The sequence below is a fragment of the Flavobacterium lacustre genome, assembly GCF_027474525.2.
Lineage (GTDB): Bacteria > Bacteroidota > Bacteroidia > Flavobacteriales > Flavobacteriaceae > Flavobacterium > Flavobacterium lacustre.
Genome location: NZ_CP114882.2, coordinates 314434 through 335057, shown reverse-complemented (window position 1 = coordinate 335057; position 20624 = coordinate 314434). Strand labels below are relative to the sequence as shown.

Below are 20624 nucleotides of genomic sequence, written 5' to 3'. Positions count from 1 at the left end.
TTTAGAATTTTACTTCAACGGGTTTATCAGCTCCTTCAACAGATTTGAAAAATGGTTTTTCTTTATAACTACCTAAGAAAAAGCTTTGTGGCATTCCTAAAACATAACCATTATAGATTTCAACCGATTCGTTAAAACGCGTTCTGGCGGTTAAAATCTGATTTTCTGTGCTGGCTAATTCGTCTTGTAATTTCAAGAAATTGGCGTTCGCTTTTAATTCAGGATATCTTTCAACACTCACTAATAATCGTGACAATGAAGATGATAATCCAGATTGTGCTTGTTGAAATTGAGTTAATTGCTCCGGTGAAATGTTTGTTGGGTCTACCGTTACTGATGTCGCTTTTGCTCTGGCTTCAATTACAGCAGTCAGTGTGCTTTTTTCAAAATCAGCTGCACCTTTGACCGTATTAACAAGATTACCAATCAAATCATTTCTTCTTTGGTAAGCAGCATCAACATTTCCCCACTCTTTTCCTACTGCTTGGTTGTGTTTTAAGGCAGTATTTTTTAAGCCCATCACCCAAAAAGCAACGATAATGACTAATCCAATTCCGATAATCCAAGGCAAAAATCTTTTCATGTTTATTTAATTTTAAAGTTGATTTTTAATATTTGTTAATTGTACTCGTATTGATTCCAGTTTGCTGATAATCTCAAATTTATCTAACGTCTTTTTTTGTCCTTCTTTTAAATGGGTTTTGGCACCTTCCAGCGTAAAACCTCTTTCTTTTACCAGATGAAAAATCAATTGTAAATTCTTGATATCTTCCGGCGTAAACATACGGTTTCCTTTGGCATTCTTTTTTGGTTTCAGAATATCAAATTCATTGTCCCAAAAACGAATCAAGGAAGCGTTTACATCAAATGCTTTGGCCACTTCGCCTATACTGTAATATCTTTTCTCTGCGGATAATTCTATATGCATTAGTCTAATGATTGATTTTCTTGGTTAGCCAATTTCGAAATAGCAACATACTCAATTGCCGAAATATTTCCGTAATAAAAATTAAGCGGATTCACCACTTTTCCATCTTTATGTACTTCATAATGTAAATGCGGCCCTTCCGATCTCCCGGTACTTCCTATATATCCTATAATGTCGCCTCGTTTCACACGTTGTCCCGCTCGGGCTTTGTATTTGCTCAAATGGGCATATAAAGTTTCGTATCCAAATCCATGCCGAATTACAATATGATTTCCAAAACCTGACACTGTATTATCAGCTTTCGACACCACTCCATCACCTGTCGCAAAAATAGGAGTTCCCGTTTTTGCTGTAAAATCCATGCCTTCATGCATTTTTCGCGCTTTTGTAAAAGGATCAGAACGGTATCCAAAACCAGATGCCATGCGTTTTAAATTTTCGTTTCGTACTGGCTGAATGGCAGGAATAGCTGCTAATAAGTCATTTTTTGCTTCTGCTAATTTTAAAATGGCATCCAATGATTTTGATTGAATGGCCAATTCCTTACTCAATATATCTACTCTTTTGGTGGTATTAATTACCAGTTGCGAATTGTCATATCCTTGTAACGCTACATATCTGTTGTCGCCAGAAAAACCGGATTTGCGTTCCTCTTTTGCAATTGCCGCTGTATTAAAATAAACGCGGTACAAATTATTATCCCGATCTTCAATGTCTTCTAAAACAGCATCAAGCTGATCCATTTTTTTTTCCAAAATAGCATAATTCAATTTCAAATTGTCAATTTCACGTGCTTGCAATCGATCTTTTGGAGTTTCAAAATAAGGAGTGTTTAACAAAACAATAAAACAGATGAATCCAAACAAAGCCGAAGCCAATAAAAACAAGGCAGCGAAACCAAATTTCTTTGTTTTTCGTGTAATTATTTTTCGATACGCTAAATTTTCGGAATCGTAATAATATTTTACTTTCGACATATTTTAAAATACCCTATTTTTGCACACTGTAAAAGTGTTAGACGAACAAATTTAATAAATGTTTCATTTGTTGCATGCTTTTTTCAATAATAAATAAAATAATGTGCCTATTCCAGCTATTCGTTACAAGTTCTCGTTTATAAATCTTTTTTTCTAATGAGCCAGCAGGAGCTTCCTCCGGTCGCTCTGCCACCTCAAGAAAAAATAAATTTATAAATCTCGAAGCTTTTCACTTTTATCTGGGGCAAAAAAATGTTAATTCGTTAATTTGGTTATTCGTTTATGCGATGCAGCCGATTAACCAAATTAACCAATAACCGAACAAACAATAAAAATGAAATCACAAGACGTACGTAAACAATTTCTGGATTTTTTCGCATCAAATGGACATTTAATCGTTCCATCGGCGCCCATAGTTCTTAAAGATGATCCAACACTGATGTTCAACAACTCAGGAATGGCCCAATTCAAAGAATATTTTCTAGGGAATGCCACACCAAAAAGCAATAGAATTGCCGATACGCAAAAATGTCTTCGTGTTTCAGGAAAACATAATGATCTGGAAGATGTAGGTTTTGATACCTACCACCACACCATGTTTGAAATGCTTGGAAACTGGTCTTTTGGTGATTATTTCAAAAAAGAAGCCATCAACTGGGCTTGGCAACTTTTGACAGAAGTCTATAAAATTCCAAAGGAAAATTTATACGTTTCCGTTTTCGAAGGAAATCCGGATGAAAACGTACCTTTTGATCAAGAAGCTTGGGATATTTGGAAGGAATTGATTGACGAAGACCGAATCATTCTTGGAAACAAGAAAGACAATTTCTGGGAAATGGGAGACCAAGGGCCTTGTGGACCTTGTTCAGAAATTCACGTTGATTTACGCCCAGAAGAAGAAAAAGCTTTAGTTTCAGGAAAAAGTTTAGTAAACAATGACCATCCGCAAGTAGTGGAAATTTGGAACAATGTATTCATGGAGTTCAACCGTAAAGCCGATGGTTCTTTAGAAAAATTACCAGCGCAACACGTGGATACCGGAATGGGTTTCGAACGTTTGTGTATGGCATTACAAGGAAAAACTTCGAATTATGACACCGATGTTTTTACGCCACTTATTGAAAAAGTAGAGCAAATTACAGGATTAAAATATACTTCAAACGAAGTTTTAAATATCAGCGAAGAGCAAAACAAAACTAATATCGCCATTCGTGTAGTGGTCGATCACGTTCGTGCAGTGGCTTTTGCTATTGCCGACGGACAATTGCCTTCAAACACAGGTGCTGGTTATGTAATTCGTAGAATTTTGCGTCGTGCCATTCGTTACGGATTTACGTTCTTGAATATCAAAGAACCTTTCATCAATCAATTGGTTGCTGTTTTGGCGAATCAAATGGGTGAATTTTTCCCGGAAATCAAATCGCAACAGCAATTGGTTACGAATGTAATTCGTGAAGAAGAATCCTCTTTTTTGAGAACATTAGACCAAGGATTGCAATTATTAGAAAATGTAGTTGCCGAAACCAAAGGTTCAACCGTTTCAGGAGCAAAAGCATTTGAATTGTATGATACTTTCGGATTTCCAATTGACTTAACAGCTTTAATCCTGAGAGAAAAAGGATTCGAATTGGACGAAGCTGGTTTTAACGCTGCAATGCAAGATCAAAAAGCGCGTTCCCGTGCTGCATCAGAAGTTTCTACCGAAGATTGGTCTGTGTTGATTCCCGGAAATGTAGAAACATTCGTAGGCTACGATCAAACTGAAAGTGACGTGAAAATCACTCGCATCCGTAAAGTGGACAGTAAAAAAGATGGGATTTTATACCAAATCGTTTTAGATAACACGCCATTCTATCCAGAAGGTGGAGGTCAAGTTGGTGATAAAGGAACGTTGGTTTCTGCAAATGAAACTATTGAAATCATCGATACTAAAAAAGAAAATAACCTGATTTTGCATTTTGCAAAACAATTACCAGAGAATGTTAACGCTGGTTTTGTGGCTAAAGTGAATCAGGATTTGAGAAGTTTATCTTCCAGAAATCACTCGGCTACGCACTTGATGCACCAAGCATTGAGAAGTATTCTTGGAACTCACGTAGAACAAAAAGGTTCGTTAGTAAATCCAAACTATTTGCGTTTTGACTTTTCACATTTTGCTAAAATGACGGAAACCGAATTGCAACAAGTGGAAGATTTTGTAAATGCAAGAATTCAAGAGCAATTACCACTTATTGAAAGAAGAAATATTCCTTTTGCGCAAGCAGTTCAAGAAGGAGCAATGGCGCTTTTTGGAGAGAAATATGGCGATGAGGTTCGCGCGATTAAATTTGGCGAAAGCATGGAATTATGCGGTGGAATTCACGTGAAAAATACAGCTGAAATCTGGCATTTCAAAATCGTTTCAGAAGGAGCGGTTGCTGCAGGAATTCGTCGTATCGAAGCGATTACAAGTGATGCCGTAAAAGCACATTTTGCTTCGTATGAAAACACATTGAATGAAGTAAAATTAGCCTTGAAAAATCCTCAGGATATTCTGAAAGCCGTTCATTCGATGCAAGAAGAAAATACCAAATTGGCGAAACAAATAGAAGCTTTGGTAAAAGATAAAGTCAAAAATTTGAAAGCGAGTTTAATTGCTGAAATTCAGGAAATAAACGGCGTGCAATTCTTAGCCAAACAAGTCGATTTAAATCCGGAAGGAGCAAAAGATTTAGCTTATGAGTTAGGTAATTTAGGGAATAACTTGTTTTTAGTTTTGGCTACAGCCGAAGAAGGAAAACCAATGTTAACGTGTTATATTTCTAAAGAATTAGTTGCCGAAAAAGGATTGAATGCCGGTCAAGTTGTTCGCGAATTAGGAAAATATATTCAAGGTGGAGGAGGAGGACAGCCGTTCTTTGCTACTGCCGGAGGTAAAAACGCTGAAGGAATTCAGGAAGCTTTGACTAAAGCCGTCGACTTTTTAAAATAGATAGCGAAGCTCTTAAATAGTAGTCTCGCAAAGACTCAGAAGATGCAAAGTGTTTGTGTGAATTTTTATAATATCCATTAACTGTAGCTTTGTGACGCTGTGACTTTGCGAGATTTTTTTAATATTAGCAAAAAATAAAGATGAATTTTAGAACTCAAATTCCTATTCCCCAAAATTTAAATCCTATAGATTACAATTCTAAAATTGTTTCTTTGGGCTCTTGTTTTGCGGTTAATATGGCGGAGAAATTCGAGTATTATAAATTTCAGAATTCGGTAAATCCTTTCGGAATTATTTTTAATCCTGTTTCGATTGAAAAACTGATTTATCGTATTGTGAATCAAGTTTTTTTTACGGAAAAAGATATTTTTTTTCATAATGAACGCTGGCATTGTTTTGAGGTTCATTCTGATTTGAGCAATGCAAATAAAGAAGAATTTCTTGAAAATTTGAACGTTATTTTAAAACGTTCATTAATCCAACTATTCCAGGCTTCTCATGTTATTATCACTTTTGGAACATCTTGGGTATATCGCAATTTTGAAAGTAACACTATCGTTGCCAATTGCCATAAATTGCCACAAAATCAATTTCAAAAAGAAATTTTGTCGGTGGAAACAATTGGGAATTCTATTAAAAATACCATTGATTTAATCCAAAAAATTAATCCGGATTGTAATTTTATTTTTACTGTTTCACCAGTTCGTCATCTCAAAGATGGTTTTGTCGAAAATCAAAGAAGTAAATCTCATTTAATTACAGCAATTCATGATGCCATTAAGCCTCAATTACCCGCTGTTAATTATTTTTCCAGCTACGAAATCATGATGGACGAACTTCGCGATTATCGATTTTATGCCGAGGATATGTTGCATCCAAGTGCAGTAGCCATTGATTACATTTGGTCTAAATTCAAGGAAAGTACGATTGCAGAAAGCGATTTCCCGGTTATGGAGCAGGTCGACAGTATTCAGAAAAGTTTGTCGCATAAACCATTTAATCCAAATTCTGAAAGTCACTTCAAATTTGAATCCAAATTGAAACAAAAAATGACTAACTTACAGTTTCAGTATTCATTTATGAAATTTTAATTATGCAAAAAAGGATTTTAGTTTTTGTTGGAGTAATAATAGCGGTCGTCTTAGCATTTAAATATTGTGATTTCAAAAAAGAAGAGGATTCGGATTTAAATTACAATACGAATCTTATTCAGCAGCAAATTGTTAATGTGGGAAAATTAGTGGTTACCGAAGGCCATTTCTCCGAAGTAGTAACGTATAAGAATCAGCAAAAATACCTGATGGATATTCTTTCTTTCGAGAAAAAAGCATTAATTGTTGTCAATGCTGATGTGACTGTGTCGTATGATTTGCATCAAATGAAATATGATATCGACGAGAAAAACAAAACGATTACAATATTAAGTATTCCAAAAGAAGAAATTAAAATCAGTCCCGATATTCAGTTTTATGATGTAGAACAAAGCAAACTCAATCCGTTTACGGGAGATGACTACAACAAAATAAACAAATCGGTTAAAGCGAATCTGGCAAAGAAAATAGAAAAATCTTCCTTAAAATCGAATGCTCAAAATCGTTTAATCAGTGAGTTATCTAAAATATTGATTTTGACTAATACTATGGGTTGGAAATTACAATATGAAGGCAAAGTAATTGAAAGCGAAAAAGATTTTAATCAGAATATAAAATTATAATTTAAAATTTCATCCCGGAATTCTCCATTTTAAATACAGAATTCCAAGATAAAATTTCGCTAATTTTTACCAAAAAATCAAGCCCAAACCTCCAGTAATTAAATGTGCGACTTCGGGTCTGGTTTCTTTTAATTGTTCAAGATAAAGTAGAATTTCGTCTAATAATTGTGGTTCGTTTCTGTCTTTCAAGACTTCGGTAATTTCAACTGCCAATAACCAATCGTTAGGATGATTTTCCTTTAAATCTTTGAAAATTGGTTCTAATGACGTTGTGGTATCTTTAGTTTCTCTTATTTTTCGAACACTGTGATACAATAGCTCTAAATCATCCCGTTCTGCAGTATGTTTTGCTTTAATGGTTTTGCTGGAAGGCACATGTGAAATCAAATCAAAACTGTTTACATCTGCCGGACCCGAGAACGCTGAAACTACTTTTTTGCCTACCGCCATATCATAATTTCCCCATTCTGGCCGGAATAGTATGTTTTCTCCATGAGTTACGGTGCAGTTTTTAAGACTAATCAAAATAATTTCTCCGTGAAGGTTTCTGGAGCCGGTTATGATTTCTCCTTTTACAGTAATATCGCCTTCAAATTCCATGATAACACTTTCACTTTCATAAATGGCATAAGCTCTCAAATCTCGTGGACTCATGTCTTCGATGGCGAGATTGATTCCTTTTAGTTTTCCTATCGGACTGCCAAAACCTTCGGAATGTTTGTTTGTGCCATGACCTACTAATTCTTTTTCTCGGTAAGACAAAGCTGTTTTTCCCGAAGTCTGTATGTGAATTGGCTTTCCTTCTTGCTCAATCACAGCAGTAAAAATACCTGAAATTTGTAATCCTGTACTCAATTCGATTGTTCCTAAAGCATTAGAATGAATCAGTTTTTGTATGCCGGATAAACCTCCTGTGCGAAGCGCCATTTTATTGGCAAATTCTTCTAAAACTAAACTTAAATAAGCAAAATCAGGCGTTACATATAATTGTGGCTGTGGTTTTGTAATGTCAAAGCTCTGATTCGCTACCGAAATATCATACGGTAGTTTCTTCACATTTTCGGTCATGCACCAAGCGCTTTCGCCAATAGAAGAAAGTAAACCGGCGCCGTAAATTTTAGGATTTTCTACAGTTCCAATCAGGCCATATTCTACAGTCCACCAATGTAGGTTTCTGATTTGTGCCATTTCGGACAATTCGCCCATGTTATTTTGCAAATCGGCTACGGCTTTTTCGGCACTATCAATCTCATGTTGTGGCGTGTCTTCTGCTTCTTTTAAGATAGAAAGTAACCGGATTGCTTCATACATTTCATAATCTTTACCCGATGAAATGGCTTTGCAACCAATTTCTCCAAAACGACGCAAATATTCTGCATATTCCGGATTGGCAATAATTGGAGCGTGACCGGCACCTTCGTGAATAATATCTGGAGCTGGCGTATATTCGATGTGTTCTAATTGTCGAATATCCGAAGCAATAACGAGTACATTATACGCCTGAAATTCCATGAATGCATTTGGAGGAATAAATCCGTCAACAGCAACAGCTGCCCAGCCTATTTCGGAAAGAATACGGTTCATGCCATACATACTGGGAATGTGGTCGATTTCTATACCTGTTTTTTTAAGTCCATCCAAGTAAGAACTGTGTGCTACTTTCGAAAGATAATTGACATTTTTGCGCATCACATACCGCCAAACCGCTTGATTTATAGGAGTGTAATCGCTATAATCTTGGGGTTTTATAAACTGTTTTAAATGCTTGGGCAAACGGTCTAATAAAGGATTACTTTCTATGGTTGTGTTCATAACGAAATCGTTGTAGATTTACTGTAAAAGTACAATTTTAGAAAGCTGTTTTTAGTCTTTTGTCTAAAATTATTTCTCTACTTTCTCTAAATCTTCTAATTTTGTCTTGGTTAAATTGAGCTTGTTGAACTCCGGATTGTTAGGAATTTTAAGTTCAAAATCTGAAATTGAGTCTACAGCAATTTTAAAATCAGTACCTGATAAATCCAAAACATGGCCTCCCGATATTTTATCATCTGCAATAAAATGAAAATGATATCCCGTAACATTAAGTCCTTTCATATATTCCGGAAAACGAAACCCCACTAAAGTTCCTTTTACATTTTTCAATTCAAAAACAGATTGTTTTTTGACAGCGTCAACCATCAACGGATACGGTTTGATTTGTTTAGAAACACTTCTGGTTTTAATCGTGTTGAATTGTGCTTTAATTTTATAAGCGAAATACAGATTTTTATTTGGCGTTAAGCTGTCCAAAAGGGAGTAGAGGTTTTTTAGCTGTAAATTTTTAGAAGAAGTATATTCTTTGTCAGACGCAAAATCAGTGACAACTGCAAAAGGAGTTAGCTGGTTCCTGCTCACAGGATATACTTTTCCATCTGATTTTATTTGATAAAAATGGTTGTTTAAACCAATCATTTCGCCGTCTAATTCATTAAAAGTTCCAATGCCAAAAGAACCTTTTTTTTGAAGTATTTTCATTTTTAATTCCCCATCGTATGCGCTTTCCATTAAGGCGTTTATGGTTGCGTATTGATATACTTTTGTGTTTTTATCGGATTGTGTTTTACAGGAATTAAGCAGTAAAAACAAGCATAGCGAACTAATTATTTTAAGATGATATTGCATTTTAATTGCTGGTGTTAGTTTTTTGCATAAAGCAAAAGTAATGCAAATTTCAGTTTCTAATTCACCAACTCAAATACTAATAGTTGTGTTTTTTGTTTGTCTGAAAAATTATTGTCAGAAACAAAAAGTAAGGATTGGTTTCCATTACTGAGTTTTGGTCCAAAAGTAAGTCCTTCGATATTATCAATAAAAATTCCCAAATCATCCATGTTGAGCACCAGTTTTTTGGAGGCAATTTTAAATTGTTTATTTTTTAATGAAGCATATTTTTTAATATTAGTCGCTTTCTTCAAGTTACAGAGGAATATTTTTATGGTACAGGCTTGTGTACCGGTAGAATAAGAGCGTTCCACCACCAGCAGTTGATTTTTCTTGTAATATTGAATCGCCGAAATTCCGTTAACGGCAAAAGCATTTTTTGGATTCGCTTCATGAGCAATTGGCTCTAATGAGTAGGCGTATTGTGCAGTATTCTTTTTTGTTTTTTCATTGAATTTGTAAAATCGTACCAATCCACCTTTTTCAGTTGTGGCGGAATTATCGTCTTCAATTAGAGGTTCTTCAATATTGGTGTAAATGGTTTTGTATTTTTTGTCGAAAGTAATTCCTTCTAAAGTCCCATTATTTCTCGGGCCAGCCCCTTGTTTCTGCATTTTTAAATTTTCAGGAACGGTTACGGTATTCAAAAAAACACCATTCAAGTCCATGAAATTTATTGCGGGATTTTGCAAAACTAATTTATCTGCGCTAAGTACACGAGCACCTTCACTGCTCCAAATCAAGGAATTATTTTTAGGATTAAATCGAATGTCTTCTGGATCTGTAGACGTGTTTGGACTTGTATTCCAATTGCCATACTCTTTTCCTGTTTCGTTTTTTAAAGTGGTAACGGTTTGAAAATCGATACTTTTTAATTTATTTTCGACCAAATGAATTTTTGCTGTATAAAATCTCGAATCGTTAAATACCGATCTATCGTCGCTTATTAAATAATAAAGATCTTGTTTTGCGTTATAATCAATTCCGGATAAACCACCAATTTTTGTATTTTGAAAAAGTTCGTCGTAAGGAATTTCTAAAGAACTGATTAGTTTCAAACTGGGAATTCGTTGGTTTTCGTTGGTTTGTTTTAAATTCGAACATGAAAGAAAAACTATTTGTAAAACAACAAGTAACAAAAATTTACGCATACTATTTTGGTTAAAACGATTCAAATGCAATTAATGTATTTTAGTTAGCAATTAAAGATATTTATGATTTGAAAAGTTTTAGTTTTTTTCGGCATTTCTGAAATACTCAATTTTATAATTGAACATTTCGGCCATGTTTTGCGCTCGGAGTTTAGCTTCTTCAGCTAATGGACCTTTAAAGAAACTATTTGTCGTTTCGGTGAAAATTTCCATCCAGCGTTGAAAATGTTCTTTTGCAACGGGCAATTGTTTGTGCGGCGGAAACGGACTTCCGGAATAACTGTGTACTTCGAGTAAAATAGTTTGCCAAAAGCGATACATTTTTTCTAAATGTTCTGGCCAGCGATTGCCTATTTTCTCATTAAAAATGGGTCCGATAAATTCGTCTTTTTGCACTTTGGCATAAAAAGTATTTACTAATAATTTGATGTCTTCTAAGTCTGTAATATCTTTTGTTGGGGTCATAATTGGGAATAAAAAAAGCCTACACAAAGGTAGGCGATTCTGTTTGAAAATGGGTTAAAATTATTTTTTAACAGGTGGATATTGCGCTAATATTTTACCCACAAATTCTGTAATACGTTCATCTTTTTTCGTTGTGTTTTTAGTCAAAGTTCCGTTTCCTTCTCCCTGCCAAATCATTTCTTTCTTTTTTGCATCAATAAAATCAATGTATAAAGTTCCTTCGGTAGATGTGGAAACATTAGTTTGGCTACCGCCCATCATGTAAGGATTCCATCCAAATCCCCATCCGTAACCCCAACCGGCATTAAATTGATTTACGTTGACTTGTTCGCGTGATTTAGTAAAAATATTGATTAATAAATCAGGATTCTCACTTTTTGTAAAACCTTTGGCTGCCATCTGTTCATCAATGGCACGTAGAATTCTTCTTTTGTCTAAGTCAGAAATTTCTACTTTATCGATTCCAGCTTTAAAAAAAGCATATGTTTTATAAGACGAAAAATCTACATTTTTGTCATAGTCTGAGTTGACACTTACAGAACTACAAGATGCTACAATAAAAAGAAGCAATAAGGGCAATAGTTTAGTTGTTTTCATGTTTCAATCTTTTTTAAAAGGTTAAGGTATAAATAGTTTGTGCTACAATAACTGTTCATTAACGCTGTTTGGAAGGGTCACTTTCAATAAAGGTTCTGATTCCATGGCTCTTTTTATGGCAAAAATTGCTCCATCATTTCGAGCCCAACTTCTTCTGGAAATTCCGTTGTTGACATCCCAGAAAAGCATTGATGCTAAACGCTTTGAAGCTTCTTTTGAACCATCAAGAACCATACCAAAACCGCCGTTAATTACCTCTCCCCAGCCCACGCCACCGCCATTGTGAATGGATACCCAAGTGGCGCCACGGAAACTATCTCCAATGACGTTTTGTATAGCCATATCGGCAGTAAAGCGGGAACCGTCATAAATATTTGAAGTTTCTCTGTATGGAGAATCAGTGCCGGAAACATCATGGTGATCCCGACCTAAAATCACGGTTCCTATTTGACCTTTGGCTATAGCCTGATTAAAAGCTTCGGCAATTTTTACACGTCCTTCTGCATCTGCATAAAGGATTCGGGCTTGAGAACCTACTACTAATTTGTTTTCTTGAGCGCCTTTTATCCATTTGATGTTATCCTGCATTTGTTGCTGAATTTCGCTTGGTGCCGTTTTTGTCATTTCTTCAAGAACTTGACAGGCAATTGTGTCTGTTTTGGCTAAATCTTCTGGTTTTCCAGAAGCACAAACCCATCGGAATGGACCAAAACCGTAATCAAAACACATGGGCCCCATAATGTCCTGTACATAACTCGGATACCTGAAATCAATATGGTTTTCGGCCATAATGTCTGCGCCGGCTCGTGAAGCTTCCAGTAAAAAAGCATTTCCGTAATCGAAAAAATAGGTTCCTTTGGCGGTATGTTTGTTTATTGCGGCAGTATGACGGCGTAAGGTTTCCTGTACTTTCTCTTTGAATAATTGTGGATTTGAAGCCATCATTTCATTGGCTTCTTCAAAAGTGATTCCAACCGGATAATATCCACCGGCCCAAGGATTATGCAACGAAGTTTGGTCGGAACCCAAATCAATATAAAGATTTTCTTGATAGAAGCGTTCCCAAACATCCACTACATTTCCTAAATATCCGATAGAAACAATTTCTTGATTGGCTTTCGCCAAAGTAACTCTTTCTACTAATTCATCAAGGTTTTCAATAACTTCATTTATCCAGCCTTGACTGTGCCGAATATGGGTAATTTTTGGATTGACTTCGGCACAAACAGTGATGCAACCCGCAATATTTCCGGCTTTTGGTTGTGCGCCACTCATGCCTCCTAATCCCGAAGTGACAAATAATCCTCCTGTTGGGCTGCGTTTTATTTTTCGGAAACCATTCAAAACGGTAATTGTAGTTCCGTGAACAATACCTTGCGGACCAATGTACATGTAGCTTCCGGCAGTCATTTGACCGTATTGTGAAACACCAAGTGCATTCATTTTTTCCCAATCATCGGGTTTCGAATAATTAGGAATTACCATTCCGTTGGTTACAACCACCCGAGGAGCTTCTTTGTGAGAAGGGAATAATCCCATAGGATGTCCGGAATACATGGTGAGGGTTTGCTCATCGGTCATTTCGGATAAGTATTGCAGGGTCAAAAGATATTGTGCCCAGTTCTGAAAAACTGCTCCGTTGCCGCCATACGTAATTAATTCATGCGGATGTTGTGCTACAGCAGTATCCAAATTATTTTGAATCATCAACATGATTGCTTTGGCTTGTTCAGATTTTCCGGGATATTCAGAAATAGCTCTGGCATATATTTTATAATCCGGACGAAAACGGTACATATAAATACGCCCGTATGTTTCTAGTTCTGATCGAAATTCAGGTAGTAATTCCGGATGATATTGCGGTTTAAAATAACGTAAGGCATTGCGCAAAGCTAATTTTTTTTCCTCTGAAGAAAGAATTTCTTTTCGCTTTGGGGCATGATTAATTTCTGTATCAAATGGTTTTGGCAGCGGTAAAATAGTTGGGATTCCTTGCTGTATTTGTTCTTGGAAAGTCATTTTAATTTAAAATTAAAGGATTGAAAATAGTTGAGAATTGCTGCCTGAAACTTGAAATTTACTTGTATTACTTTTTTATTTCACCTGTTTTTTTATCGTATCCATACGGACAATGGCGACAACCACTTTTGCAACAATAGCCTCGTTTCAGATGGTATTTTTCGGTGAAGCACTTGTAGCCTTCGGGGGTATAATAAAAATCTTCTTCTTCGAACGATTTATTTTCATTACTTTGCTCAATCATATAGCTGATGGTATTCTAATTTAAGTTTGTTATGAAGATTTTGCTACTCTTTAGTATTGTGTTTTTCTCTAAATTAAGCTGTTATCTCTTTACAAATTTATAAATTTTATAGTGAATGTTTCTTATAGTTGCTAAATATTTAATTCCGAACGGATATCGTGGTTGGGCTGCTTATCCTTTTGTATTCGTAAAATACCAATCGGATAAAGGAAATCCAGTTTTTGTGAATCATGAAAAAATACATTTGCGTCAGCAATTAGAAATGTTGATTCTTCCTTTTTTTATTTGGTATTTTTTAGAATATTTCGTGCTATTGTTACACTTTAAAAATGCTAATTTAGCCTATAGAAATATCAGTTTTGAACGTGAAGCCTATTCAAACGAAACGGATTTATCGTATTTGAAGAAGAGACCTTTTTTTAGATTTTTAAACTATTTGAATATAAAATAATAATTTTGAACCAATCCATTTCTATAGAATTTCCTAACGCAATCAAGCTTACCATCAAACGGGAAGATTTGATTCATCCTTTTATTTCGGGAAATAAGTTCAGAAAGCTAAAGTATAATTTGCTTCAGGCAAAATCCGAAAAGCAAGAAACGCTACTGACTTTTGGCGGCGCATTTTCAAATCATATTGCAGCTGTGGCATATGCCGGAAAAGAGCAGGGATTTAAAACCATCGGGATTATTCGAGGCGATGAATTGCGGGGGAAAATTATTGAAAATCCTACATTACTTTTTGCTCAAGAATGTGGAATGGAATTCGAATTTGTCTCCAGAGAATCCTATCGATTAAAAAATGAACCTTCGTTTATTGCTGATTTAAAACAAAAATTCGGGCAATTTTATCTGGTTCCCGAAGGAGGTACAAATGAATTAGCGGTAAAAGGATGTGAAGAAATTCTAACCGACGATGATGCTGTGTTCGATTTTGTGTGTTGTTCTCTAGGAACCGGCGGAACTATTTCGGGGATTATAAACAGTATCTTGCCACATCAGAAAGTTTTAGGATTTCCGTCCTTAAAAGGTGATTTTTTAAAAGAGGAAATTCGTAATTTTGTGCGCATCAATACGAACTGGGAGCTAATCACCGATTATCATTTTGGCGGTTACGGAAAAATTAGTCCTGAATTAATTGATTTTATAAATCAGTTTTATGCGACAACTAAAATTCCATTGGATCCCATTTATACTGGAAAGATGGTTTTTGGCGTTATAGATTTGATTAAAAGAAATTATTTTCCGAAAAATTCAAAAATTTTACTCATTCATACCGGCGGAATTCAAGGGGTTAAAGGAATGAATATCAAATTAAAAAATAAAAAATTACCAATAATCAATATTTATGATTAAAAAAATCCTGCTAGTTTTTATACTCATCATTTTGGCCAGTTGTAATGCCTCGAAACCGGTTATTGTAACCAAAAAAACGACGGCTCATTCTTCGAAAAAAGTAGCTGTTAAAACACCCAAAAAGTCAAGTTCTTCTTCTAAATTTTCAAAAAAAGAGCAAAACAATTCAGTTGTCGAAACAATAGAATCTACTTCAAAAACCGTTGTGACAAGTGATTTAGTTAATGATTATATTTTTCAATTTAAGGGTGTTGCCATGAGTAACATGAAAAATTATGGTATTCCGGCAAGTATTATTTTGGCTCAAGGAATTTTAGAATCTGGAGCGGGAAGAGGACGTTTGGCAGTGAATGCAAATAATCATTTTGGGATAAAATGCCATAAAGAATGGACTGGTGACAGTGTAAAACAAGACGATGATGCTGAGCAGGAATGTTTTCGAAAGTATAATGACCCATCGGAATCCTTTAAAGATCATGCGGTTTTTCTATCTGGCAGAAGCCGATATGCAGTATTATTTGAATTGCCAAAAGATGATTATAAGGCTTGGGCCAAAGGACTTCGCGCAGCAGGTTATGCAACCGATCCGAGATATCCTGAAAAATTAATCAGTTATATAGAACGCTATAACTTGTACCAATATGACAATCAGGTTTTGGGCAAGGAATATGTTATAAATGAAAACCAAACTATAAGACCGCCAGCTAAAAAGGAAGTTATAGATGTTGATTCCTATGAAGTTAAAAAAGGAGATACGTTGTATTCTATTTCTAAAAAATTCAATGTGTTAGTTGAAGATTTAAAACAAAAAAACAATCTTGCGGACTTTTCTATTTCGATTGGTCAAAAATTAATAGTGAAGTAAAAAAAAAAGGACAGTCTGAAAAGAGTGTAGTCGATTATAAAATCATAAATCAGAATCATAAAAAAATGATGTATCAAAGAAGTAGTCAGCTATTTGCTGAAGCAGAAAAAGTAATTCCTGGAGGTGTAAATTCGCCAGTTCGCGCCTTTAAAGCAGTAGGTGGAACTCCAATTTTTGTTAAAAGTGCAAAAGGAGCTTATTTGTATGATGAAGACGGAAACCGTTTGATAGATTATATTAATTCTTGGGGACCAATGATTCTGGGTCATGCATATGAACCAGTTGTACAAGCAGTAATCGAAAAAGCAAAATTGGGAACTTCTTTCGGAATGCCTACAGCATTAGAAACTCAAATTGCAGCTTTGGCCGTTTCTATGGTGCCGAATATTGATAAAATCAGATTTGTAAACTCAGGAACCGAAGCCTGTATGAGTGCCGTACGATTGGCTCGTGGATTTACAAAAAGAGATAAAATAATCAAATTTGCGGGTTGTTATCATGGCCATTCGGATTCATTTTTGATCCAAGCGGGTAGTGGTGCAATTACTTTTGGAACACCAAATAGTCCTGGTGTAACCGAAGGAACTGCAAAAGATACTTTGCTGGCCAAATACAATGATTTAGATAATGTTGCAGCTTTGATTGAAGCGAATAAAAACGAAATTGCTGCCATAATTGTTGAGCCAGTAGCCGGAAATATGGGTTGTATTCCGCCTAATAAAGGGTTTTTAGAAGGGCTACGCCAAATGTGTACTGATAATGGAATTCTTTTAATTTTTGACGAGGTAATGACTGGCTTCCGTCTTGCTCGTGGCGGTGTTCAGGAATTATTCAACATTACGGCTGATATTGTAACTTTCGGAAAAGTAATTGGAGGTGGTTTGCCGGTTGGTGCTTTTGCCGCCCGTGCCGAAATAATGAATTATCTGGCTCCACTCGGACCGGTTTATCAAGCAGGAACATTGTCAGGAAATCCGTTAGCTATGGCTGCAGGATTATCAATGTTGCAGGCTTTAGATACTGATCGCGAAATTTTTAAAAGATTAGAAGAAAAAACAGCCTATTTGGGTGCCGGAATCGAAAGGGTTTTGAAAGCAAATAATGTAGTTTTTACAATCAATAGAATAGGGTCTATGATTTCCGTACATTTTGATGCAAATCCTGTAGTTGATTTTCAAAGTGCTGCCAAAGGAGACAATGAAACTTTTAAGAAGTTCTTTCACGGCTTATTGCAGGAAGGAATTTATATTGCGCCATCAGCATATGAAACTTGGTTTATTACGGATGCGCTTACGTATGAAGATTTAGATTTTACCATTCAAGCGGTAAATAAAGTGTCTAAAACTTTTTAATTATAAAAGCTTTTAAAAACAAAAAACTTCCGGTTTTCGCCGGAAGTTTTTTGTTTTAAATTATTTTCTTGGTCCTTTTCGATCACCTCTGTCTCCTTGGTGTTTTTCTTTCATGGCTTCCCATTTTATGAATTGTTCCGGAGATAAAATACCTTTCATTTTAGCTTTCATTGCAATTTGTTCGTCTAACATTTTGTTTTTCATTGCAAAACGTTCGTCACTGGTCGGTTTTTCCGTAGCTGCTTTTCGACTGGCTTTCATCGCTTCTCTTTTGGCAGTTTGTTCCGCAATGACTTTACTCATCTGTTCTTGTTGTTTTGCAGTCAGGTCTAACTCTAATGTCATCTTTTTTAACATTAGTTGATTTCGTTGATCCGGAGTTAAATTCTCCATGGCTTCTCTTCCAGGTCTTTCTTTTCTGTCTTGGGCAAAGCTGGTCATTCCAACGATTAATAATGCGGCAATAAATAATTTTTTCATTTCTATTGTTTTTAAGTTATAGAAATAAGACAGCATTAAGTATCAAAGGTTTAAGTGTTAACAAAAGTTTATACTTTATCCGATTGCAATTTTACAAAACCACCACGATTCTCTTGTCTGTCAAGCGACTGTTGTACTATTAAAAGCGCAATTGCAATCATATTGAGTAACTCGTAAAAAGCGACGCTGATGGAATGGGTTTTTTCTAGTTCTTCCATTTCGGTTTGCCAAAGCAGCAGTTGTTTTTTTGCCTTGAGCAAATCCGAATCATTTCGAACAATTCCAGCATTTTGACGCATCAAAAGTTGTAATTTCGATTTCATTTCGGTCAAATATTCTGAATTTATTTCCGGTTTTTCAACGGATTTCCAATCGGTAATATTGTTTTTTGGTTTGCTGATTTTTAAAGTATCATCGGCTAAATATTCATAAATAGTATTAGAATAAACTAATGCTTCTAACAAGGAATTGGATGCTAAGCGATTGGCGCCGTGCAAACCCGTGCGGGAACATTCGCCACAAGCAAATAAATTTTCGATAGAAGTTTTTCCGTTTTTATCGACTACAATTCCGCCACAAAGGTAATGCTGAGCGGGAACGACAGGAATCCAATCTTTGGCAATATCAATTCCGGTTTTTTTACAATACTTATAAATCATTGGGAAATGCTTTATAAAAGCCTGTAAATCTAAATGAGTACAATCTAAATATACGCAATCATCTCCTGATTTTTTTAGTTCTAAATCGATGCATTGCGATACAATATCTCTCGAAGCAAGTTCACCTCTTTCATCATAATCAAGCATGAACCGATGGCCTTTTTTGGTACGTAAATATGCTCCAAAACCTCGAACCGCTTCTGAAATTAAAAATTTTGAACCCGTGGAAGCATCATATAAAGCAGTAGGGTGAAACTGAATGAATTCCATTTCCTTAATGGCTGCTTTAGCGCGATTTGCCATTGCAATTCCGTCACCTGTAGCAATTATTGGATTGGTGGTGTGACCGTAAAGATGACCAATTCCTCCGGTAGCCAATAAGGTAATTTCGGATTGATAGGTCGTTGTTTTTTTTGTTTTTTCGTCTAAAACCAATGCGCCAAAACAACAGTTATTTTCGGTAATTAAGTCAATGGCAAAGTGATGGTCTAAAACAGTAATATTTTCTTTTTGATAGACTTGCATTAAAATGGCACGTTCAATTTCAGAACCCGTTTGGTCTTTATGGTGAACGACTCTGTTCTCAGAATGACCGCCTTCTTTGCCTAAATCTAAATTTCCTTCAGCATTTTTGTCAAATTTAGCGCCCCATTCTATGAGTTCTTTTAATCGTTTCGGACCTTCGGTAATTACCATTTTTACTACGGCTTCATCACACAAACCATCGCCACAAATTAGTGTGTCTTCAATATGTTTTTGGTACGAATCCTCATCTTTATCAGTGACAATGGCAATACCGCCTTGCGCATATTTAGTGTTAGATTCGTCTGCGTTCGCTTTAGTGACAATGGTTACTTTTTTGTCGGGAAATCGGTCTGCAATTTTTATAGCAAAAGTCAATCCGGCAACTCCGGAACCTATGATTAAATAATTTGTTACTACCATTATTTAGATAATTCTAGCATGCGTTCTATAGGAAGTAAAGCTCTTTTTCGGATGTCTTCCGGAACATCAATTTCGGGAGTTTCGTTGAGCAGGCAATTGTAAACTTTTTGTAATGTGTTCATTTTCATGTAGCCACATTCGCTGCAAGCACAAGTATTATTTTCTTTTGCCGGTGCCGGAATCAATATTTTATCAGGCACTTCTTGTTGCATTTTATGTAGAATTCCTGCTTCGGTAGCTACAATAAACTTATGATTAGGATTTGTTTTGACATAATCAATCATTCCTGCAGTTGAGCCAATATAGGCTGCAGTTTGTAAAATATGAGTTTCAGATTCAGGATGAGCAATGATTTTTGCATCCGGATGTTCTTTGTGTAAGGCTATCAATTTATCTAATGAAAAAGCTTCATGAACTACACAAGAACCGTCCCAAAGTAACATGTCACGACCTGTTTTACTGATGATGTATTTTCCTAAATTCTTATCGGGTGCAAAGATAATCGGTGTTTCTTTCGGGATTGATTCTACGATTTTCAAAGCATTCGATGAGGTACAAACAATATCGCTCAAGGCTTTAATTTCGGCAGAACAGTTCACATAAGTGATTACAATATGGTCTGGATGTGCGTCTGTGAATTTTTTGAATAAATCTGGAGGACACGATTCTGCAAGTGAGCAACCGGCTTTTAAATCCGGAAGAATTACTTTTTTTGAAGGGTTTAAAATCTTGGCTGTTTCGGCCATAAAATGTACACCTGCAAAAAGGATAATATCGGCATCCACTTTCATTGCTTCTTGTGATAATCCTAGACTGTCACCCACATAATCAGCAATATCCTGAATATCGGCTTCTTGATAATAATGGGCTAGAATAACCGCATTTTTCTCTTTCTTCAATTCCAATATACGTTCTTTAAGACTTTTCATTCTCTTGTTTTTAATTTTTTTAGTACGGGCAACTGAATTTGTTGTACCGCCCCACTTTTTATGACCACAAAAATAGTTAAAACTAAGCACTTAAGCGCATGTTGTTTTTAGCATATAAAAACATATTTTGTTAAATATCTTGTAAAATAGGTAATATAAACCAATAGTATTCTTGTTTGTCAGACTTAACTGATGCTCTTAGCGCTTGACGGAGCTTGCTTTAATTCTTTTATTTTGAATATTAAATGGTACACCAAATCGTGTAAAGTTGG

The 20624-nt window shown here is 35.6% G+C and carries 20 protein-coding genes; 7 read left to right on the top strand and 13 right to left on the bottom strand.

Going from position 1 to position 20624, the window contains the following annotated elements; genetic code table 11:
- Position 1: 1 nt before the first annotated feature.
- Genes O6P34_RS01665 through O6P34_RS01655 form a run of 3 tightly spaced genes read right to left on the bottom strand, consistent with a single transcriptional unit; the run spans position 2 to position 1905 of the window.
- Positions 2-583, bottom strand: coding sequence for a LemA family protein (locus O6P34_RS01665; protein WP_269685600.1), 582 nt, complete (start codon positions 581-583; stop codon positions 2-4).
- Between the two features lie 12 nt (positions 584-595).
- The gene (locus tag O6P34_RS01660; protein WP_269685599.1) at positions 596-928 is read right to left on the bottom strand and encodes a MerR family transcriptional regulator; all 333 of its coding nucleotides are present in this window, start codon (positions 926-928) and stop codon (positions 596-598) included.
- Positions 928-1905: a M23 family metallopeptidase gene (locus O6P34_RS01655; protein ID WP_269685598.1), complete on the bottom strand. Its 978-nt coding sequence runs from the start codon at positions 1903-1905 to the stop codon at positions 928-930. The genes O6P34_RS01660 and O6P34_RS01655 overlap by 1 nt, the downstream gene beginning before the upstream one ends.
- Before the next feature lie 334 nt (positions 1906-2239).
- On the opposite strand from O6P34_RS01655, the gene alaS reads away from it, so the two are divergent.
- From alaS to O6P34_RS01640, 3 genes are all read left to right on the top strand, one after another.
- Complete coding sequence (alaS, locus tag O6P34_RS01650) at positions 2240-4876, top strand: alanine--tRNA ligase (protein ID WP_269685597.1); 2637 nt, start codon at positions 2240-2242, stop codon at positions 4874-4876.
- A gap of 140 nt (positions 4877-5016) precedes the next feature.
- Positions 5017-5967, top strand: a complete 951-nt coding sequence (locus O6P34_RS01645; protein WP_269685596.1) for a GSCFA domain-containing protein — start codon at positions 5017-5019, stop codon at positions 5965-5967.
- Positions 5968-5969: 2 nt separating this feature from the next.
- Positions 5970-6590 (top strand): DUF4230 domain-containing protein, encoded by a 621-nt coding sequence (locus O6P34_RS01640; protein ID WP_269685595.1) that lies wholly within the window; start codon positions 5970-5972, stop codon positions 6588-6590.
- Positions 6591-6656: 66 nt separating this feature from the next.
- Here the strand turns inward: O6P34_RS01640 and O6P34_RS01635 are convergent, their stop codons facing one another.
- The 7 genes from O6P34_RS01635 to O6P34_RS01605 all read right to left on the bottom strand — a co-directional run bounded on the left by O6P34_RS01635 (position 6657) and on the right by O6P34_RS01605 (position 13766).
- The gene (locus O6P34_RS01635) at positions 6657-8402 is read right to left on the bottom strand and encodes an aromatic amino acid hydroxylase (protein WP_269685594.1); all 1746 of its coding nucleotides are present in this window, start codon (positions 8400-8402) and stop codon (positions 6657-6659) included.
- Positions 8403-8471: 69 nt separating this feature from the next.
- Complete coding sequence (gene budA, locus O6P34_RS01630; RefSeq protein ID WP_269685593.1) at positions 8472-9251, bottom strand: acetolactate decarboxylase; 780 nt, start codon at positions 9249-9251, stop codon at positions 8472-8474.
- Positions 9252-9307: 56 nt separating this feature from the next.
- Entirely contained in the window at positions 9308-10441 is a 1134-nt protein-coding gene (locus tag O6P34_RS01625; protein ID WP_269685592.1) for an esterase-like activity of phytase family protein, read from the bottom strand.
- A 78-nt stretch (positions 10442-10519) separates the two neighbouring features.
- Complete coding sequence (locus O6P34_RS01620; protein WP_269685591.1) at positions 10520-10906, bottom strand: group III truncated hemoglobin; 387 nt, start codon at positions 10904-10906, stop codon at positions 10520-10522.
- 60 nt (positions 10907-10966) lie between these two features.
- Positions 10967-11503: a DUF4136 domain-containing protein gene (locus O6P34_RS01615; protein ID WP_269685590.1), complete on the bottom strand. Its 537-nt coding sequence runs from the start codon at positions 11501-11503 to the stop codon at positions 10967-10969.
- Between the two features lie 42 nt (positions 11504-11545).
- Entirely contained in the window at positions 11546-13522 is a 1977-nt protein-coding gene (hutU, locus tag O6P34_RS01610) for a urocanate hydratase (protein WP_269685589.1), read from the bottom strand.
- Between the two features lie 67 nt (positions 13523-13589).
- A complete protein-coding gene (locus O6P34_RS01605) occupies positions 13590-13766 on the bottom strand; it encodes a C1orf53 family protein (protein WP_269685588.1) in 177 nt (58 codons plus the stop codon).
- 115 nt (positions 13767-13881) lie between these two features.
- Here O6P34_RS01605 and O6P34_RS01600 point away from each other — a divergent pair, with 115 nt between their 5' ends.
- From O6P34_RS01600 to hemL, 4 genes are all read left to right on the top strand, one after another.
- Positions 13882-14217 (top strand): hypothetical protein, encoded by a 336-nt coding sequence (locus O6P34_RS01600; RefSeq protein WP_269685587.1) that lies wholly within the window; start codon positions 13882-13884, stop codon positions 14215-14217.
- A 5-nt stretch (positions 14218-14222) separates the two neighbouring features.
- Positions 14223-15122, top strand: a complete 900-nt coding sequence (locus O6P34_RS01595) for a 1-aminocyclopropane-1-carboxylate deaminase/D-cysteine desulfhydrase (protein ID WP_269685586.1) — start codon at positions 14223-14225, stop codon at positions 15120-15122.
- On the top strand, positions 15115-15987 hold the full coding sequence (locus O6P34_RS01590; RefSeq protein ID WP_269685585.1) for a glucosaminidase domain-containing protein: 873 nt from the start codon (positions 15115-15117) through the stop codon (positions 15985-15987). The genes O6P34_RS01595 and O6P34_RS01590 overlap by 8 nt, the downstream gene beginning before the upstream one ends.
- A 65-nt stretch (positions 15988-16052) precedes the next feature.
- Complete coding sequence (gene hemL, locus O6P34_RS01585) at positions 16053-17339, top strand: glutamate-1-semialdehyde 2,1-aminomutase (protein WP_269685584.1); 1287 nt, start codon at positions 16053-16055, stop codon at positions 17337-17339.
- Positions 17340-17399: 60 nt separating this feature from the next.
- Here hemL and O6P34_RS01580 read toward each other — a convergent pair whose 3' ends face one another.
- The 3 genes from O6P34_RS01580 to nadA form a co-directional block, all read right to left on the bottom strand.
- Positions 17400-17819 (bottom strand): DUF4890 domain-containing protein, encoded by a 420-nt coding sequence (locus tag O6P34_RS01580; RefSeq protein WP_269685583.1) that lies wholly within the window; start codon positions 17817-17819, stop codon positions 17400-17402.
- A 68-nt stretch (positions 17820-17887) separates the two neighbouring features.
- Positions 17888-19423, bottom strand: coding sequence for an L-aspartate oxidase (gene nadB / locus O6P34_RS01575; RefSeq protein WP_269685582.1), 1536 nt, complete (start codon positions 19421-19423; stop codon positions 17888-17890).
- Entirely contained in the window at positions 19423-20352 is a 930-nt protein-coding gene (nadA, locus tag O6P34_RS01570) for a quinolinate synthase NadA (protein WP_489886163.1), read from the bottom strand. The genes nadB and nadA overlap by 1 nt, the downstream gene beginning before the upstream one ends.
- Between the last annotated feature and the right edge of the window lie 272 nt (positions 20353-20624).